This is a genomic window from Nostoc sp. UHCC 0251 (genome assembly GCF_034932245.1).
In the GTDB taxonomy this organism is placed as follows: Bacteria; Cyanobacteriota; Cyanobacteriia; order Cyanobacteriales; family Nostocaceae; genus Nostoc.
Genome location: NZ_JAYGHD010000482.1, coordinates 1 through 4,381, shown reverse-complemented (window position 1 = coordinate 4,381; position 4,381 = coordinate 1). Strand labels below are relative to the sequence as shown.

General features: G+C 40.6%; 4 protein-coding genes. 2 read left to right on the top strand and 2 right to left on the bottom strand.

Annotated elements, in window-relative coordinates; genetic code table 11:
* Positions 1-104 precede the first annotated feature (104 nt).
* A complete protein-coding gene (locus VB740_RS35960; RefSeq protein WP_323204580.1) occupies positions 105-422 on the bottom strand; it encodes a hypothetical protein in 318 nt (105 codons plus the stop codon).
* A 368-nt stretch (positions 423-790) separates the two neighbouring features.
* Here VB740_RS35960 and VB740_RS35955 point away from each other — a divergent pair, with 368 nt between their 5' ends.
* Entirely contained in the window at positions 791-1,048 is a 258-nt protein-coding gene (locus VB740_RS35955) for a hypothetical protein (protein WP_323204579.1), read from the top strand.
* A 49-nt stretch (positions 1,049-1,097) separates the two neighbouring features.
* Here the strand turns inward: VB740_RS35955 and glsA are convergent, their stop codons facing one another.
* Positions 1,098-2,081, bottom strand: a complete 984-nt coding sequence (gene glsA, locus VB740_RS35950; RefSeq protein WP_323204578.1) for a glutaminase A — start codon at positions 2,079-2,081, stop codon at positions 1,098-1,100.
* Positions 2,082-3,168: 1,087 nt separating this feature from the next.
* On the opposite strand from glsA, the gene VB740_RS35945 reads away from it, so the two are divergent.
* Complete coding sequence (locus VB740_RS35945) at positions 3,169-4,272, top strand: septal ring lytic transglycosylase RlpA family protein (protein ID WP_323204577.1); 1,104 nt, start codon at positions 3,169-3,171, stop codon at positions 4,270-4,272.
* The last annotated feature ends 109 nt before the right edge of the window (positions 4,273-4,381 follow it).

Genomic DNA, 4,381 nt, shown 5'->3' with positions numbered 1-4,381 from the left:
GCCTACGGCATAACACACCCTACTGAAATATTTTCAGAAATCAAATATGATTCCTGTATATCCAGCTAAAAGCAAATATATTTAATATCCAATTAATATCTCCTTTAAGCTGGCGGCTGTATTTTCTCAAATTCCTCAATTGCTTTGATATGGGCTTGATTTACCTTTATATGCTCCTTTACGGTTTCTGAAAATACATCTATTGAAGGATCTGCTGTTAGCCTGTGTGCCAAATTTTGAAATTTCTGCGCGTGCTCATGCATTGTTTCTCCATAGGCTTCGATACGTTCTTTTTGTTCCTGCTCAATTTGGTTATCTGTTTCTAAACTATTACCCAACTCTTGTACCTCTTTGCTATGCTCAAGTGATTTTTGAGCATGTTTTTGTGCTGTCTCTATAGTCTGCTTTGAAACTTCATGCATAACGTTAATCTCGATTATCGCCTTAAAAGAGCTATAAAATAGAAGCCATCTTGCCTATCTGTAACAGTTCGTGAAGAACTCACTAAACCTCGTCCATTTTGAAATCTGGAGTTTTTAAGGAGAGTATATTATTCGATTTTGGCTTGAGTTTTGAGGTTTACCTTAATTCAAAAAAACTACGGTTTTCAAGGTAGACACGGTTTAATATAAAAATCTCATGTTTCAAAAACATTTTATATGCTATTGAAAACCTGGCTAACTAGCTAAAGATGGATGGGATTAGCGTTTAAACTAATCCTTCCGACTGCCGCGTAGGCGTAGCCAGCACTTCTCTACGTTCCCTGCGGGATGCTACGCAAACGCGCAGCGTGTCGCAGACAGACGCTGCGCGTAGCTTGCGCGGTGTGAGAAATCTGGAAACAGAAATTCCGTCTTATTTAAATGATTTTCGTCAAACTATTGCCGCTAAACATGAACAAGAGGAAATTGCGCGATCGCTTCAACACACCATTCGTTTTTACTGCCAACTTCGCTCTACATTAACAATGCCAGAGTTCATTATCAACTCTCAAGCCGAAGCTGCCTCTATAAAATATCTACAAACAGTAATAAATGAGTTCAAATAGCGCTAAAAAAATTCAAGATTAATCCCCAACAAAGATAGAACCTCTTCCTTCAACCAAATTTCGCCTCTTGATCTGAACAATCAAATAGATGTAAACCTAAGCGTTGGGAAAGTTCTTCACACACCTTTACCCCCCGCACACTATTACCACGCGCATCCAGCAGCGGCGAAAAAACTCCAATGCCCATTTTATTGGGTACAACGGCGATAATCCCGCCAGTAACACCGCTTTTCGCCGGAATTCCAATTTTATAAGCCCACTCACCTGCAAAGTTGTACATACCACAGGTGTACATAACACTAAGAATATCTTTGATGTAACGCTTATCTACTGCCGATTCTTTGGTGATGGGGTTAATACCTCTGTTAGCAAGGGTAGCTGCCATCACTGCTAAGTCTTGGCAATTCACGATCACAGCACACTGCTGGAAATAAAGATCCAGCGCCTCTTCAATGTTCCGGTCAATCATGCCAAAGTTGAGCATCAGATGCGCCATTGCGCGGTTGCGATGTCCTGTACTCCGTTCTGAGGTAAAAACTGAAATGTCAACGAATACGTCGCGGCCAATATATCGCTTGAACATATCTAGCATTCGGTTGAGGCGTTCGGTTGGGCCGGAACCTTTGATTAAGCTGGTGGTTGCGATCGCTCCGGCGTTTACCATTGGGTTATAAGGTCGCTTCGATTGCTCATCCAAAACAATCGCGTTGAATGCATCCCCCGTCGGTTCTACGCCAACTCTAGTCAAAATGTAATCCAATCCATGATCTTCTAAGGCAAGTCCATAAGCAAACACCTTGGAAATCGACTGAATGGTAAAGAGTTGCTCGTAGTCGCCAACTTTGTAAACCTGACCATCTACTGTCACAATGCAAATGCTGAACAAGTCTGGGTTCGCCTTTGCCAGTTCTGGAATATATTTCGCTACTATACCCTCCCGTACTGATTTGTACTGAGAATGCAACTCATTGAGAAAAGTTTCTAATGGCGATGGATTTATTTCTAAATCTCCTTGATGTGCTTGGTTTGTCATCAGGCTGATAGCATTCCCCAAAATACTCACTATATATATATGTAGATATATAGTAGGGGTGCAGCTGTCATACGTGTCAACTTAAGCCTTGGCGAATGGAATTTGCGGCCACATAGGCAAAGTCCACCTCCGCTAACTAACGAAAAATCAAAGTTTTGAAACCCACCTCCGTGGATTATGTTTGTATATATGCGGTTTATAACCGCATATTTCGCGTTCAGTTGAAAGCAATGTGCAAATGTACACCCCTACAGCCGCAAAGATTTTTGAACAAATAGCTTGCTCTAAAAAATCATACTTGAGCAATTACTGAGGTTAAAAATTTAAGCCTGTAATTTTTAATACATATAATTTGTATTATTCAAGTGATCGCGAAGATTTGCTAATTTTTATATCATTAATCCTGAAAAATATTAAGTTGAGTATATTCCTTTTTTTGATACTCAGTAATACTGATATATCACGTTACATATATTACTAATTTCAGTCTAGTTATGGAGAATAAAAGTCATGATTAGTCTAAGTAGAAAAAACTTTGAAAAAAATATTAAACTCAAACTAATCTGTGTAATTATTTCAGATGTAAGTCCTATGATGACTTATTTATAGGTAAATCTAAATATTTTGTTAAATAAGCGATTTTGAGTATTTATGCCGATGCCATTTAATTAAAATTATATTATCCTCTTAAAGAAAATAGTCTAGATAAATGTGATCTAGAATACATGGGTAGTTGCAAGACTTTAGAGCAGATGTGGATAGGATATCGTCACATTGGCGTGAAATAAGCGTAAAGTTATTTTAAGAAATTTTTGACTTTCCGAAAAAAACGTTACATAGCCAAAGTCCCCATTTGAGAAAGGTTTCGCCCATAAAATTGGAATTGGAATTTGAGAAAGCTGCCGATAATTACGCTAAAACCCTGATCCCCAAGCCAAAAGGTTCGTGTTAGTCTGTTGCAGTTATAAACAACAAAAGTGAAAACGGAACGAGTTCGAGTTTTTCAGAAGGGAAGTCACTTTCACTAGTGAAAAATCCCGCCAGTTATAAAACTTTAAGTTCTACAGTCGCTTTAAAAAACGGACGCATGAATCAAAGACATTTGTGGATTATTGTTGCCCTGTCTATGGCTGCTTTGGGCATACCCTCAGTTGGTTGCACTCAAACCACCAAGGGAAATGCACTAGCTTCTCAGAAATCACCTGCCCCTGATGTGGTTAAGGTGGGAGAGTACCAATCCAGAGCAGGGAAACAAACCTTGGATGCTGTGATTACAGAAATTCATCCTCACAATATTAAAGGACGTAAGGCGGCAACCCTTTTTATCCGAAATATACCTGTTCTGACCTTTTTGAGTTCTGTATCAAATACGAATCTTGAAACTAAAAAGGTTGGTGAAATTGGAAATACTGGGGGTGTGCAATCGTACGCCCTTATTGCTAGCAATTCACCAAATACAGCGAATGCTGGGAACGTAACAGATGTGAGTAACCAGATTAGCTCCGGTGACAATGACCCGACTCAGATAGCTGGTGTAATAGCAGCTAAGATCAACCAGTTGAATCGGGAAAATGTGGACGGGAGTAAGATTACCGTAAGTTGGAAAGCAGGGGAAAAATCGACTGACAATCAAGCGCAAAATAAAAGCGTCCCAGCCCAACAAAATGGCGATCGCTATGTCATCAAAATTGATGGACAAGAATTGGTCGAAATTAACGAAGGTACGCGACTAGCAGATACCACCAACAATCTGGCGCAAGATGCATTGCAAGCAACCAATCGCCTGCGGAGGCTATTAGGTAATGCATCTCCCTTAAAAGAAATTGCTAATATGCCAGTGCGTTCGCCAATAGCAATGCCAAAGCAGCCTCAACAGATTGCCGTTGGAGCAGTGCGATCCACATTGAGAGGTATAGCTTCTTTTTATGGCTATGACTTTGCTGGTAATCTCACTGCTAACGGACAGAGATTCAACCCTGAAGCAATGACTGCCGCTCATCGTACCTTACCCTTTGGTACAAAAGTCCGTGTAACCAACACCCGCAATGGTCGTTCTGTAGTGCTGCGAATTAATGACCGAGGTCCATTCATTCAGGGTCGAATCATTGACGTGTCTACTGGCGCGGCTCGGGTTTTGGGAATGATGGGCAGTGGCATAGCACCAGTACGTGTTGAGGTTTTGGGGAGATAATTATTAGGCAATAGGCAATAGGCAATAGGCAATAGGGAGTAGAGATAGATTTTACCAATGCCCAATGCCCAATGCCCAATGCCCAATGCCCAATGCCCAATGCCCCATT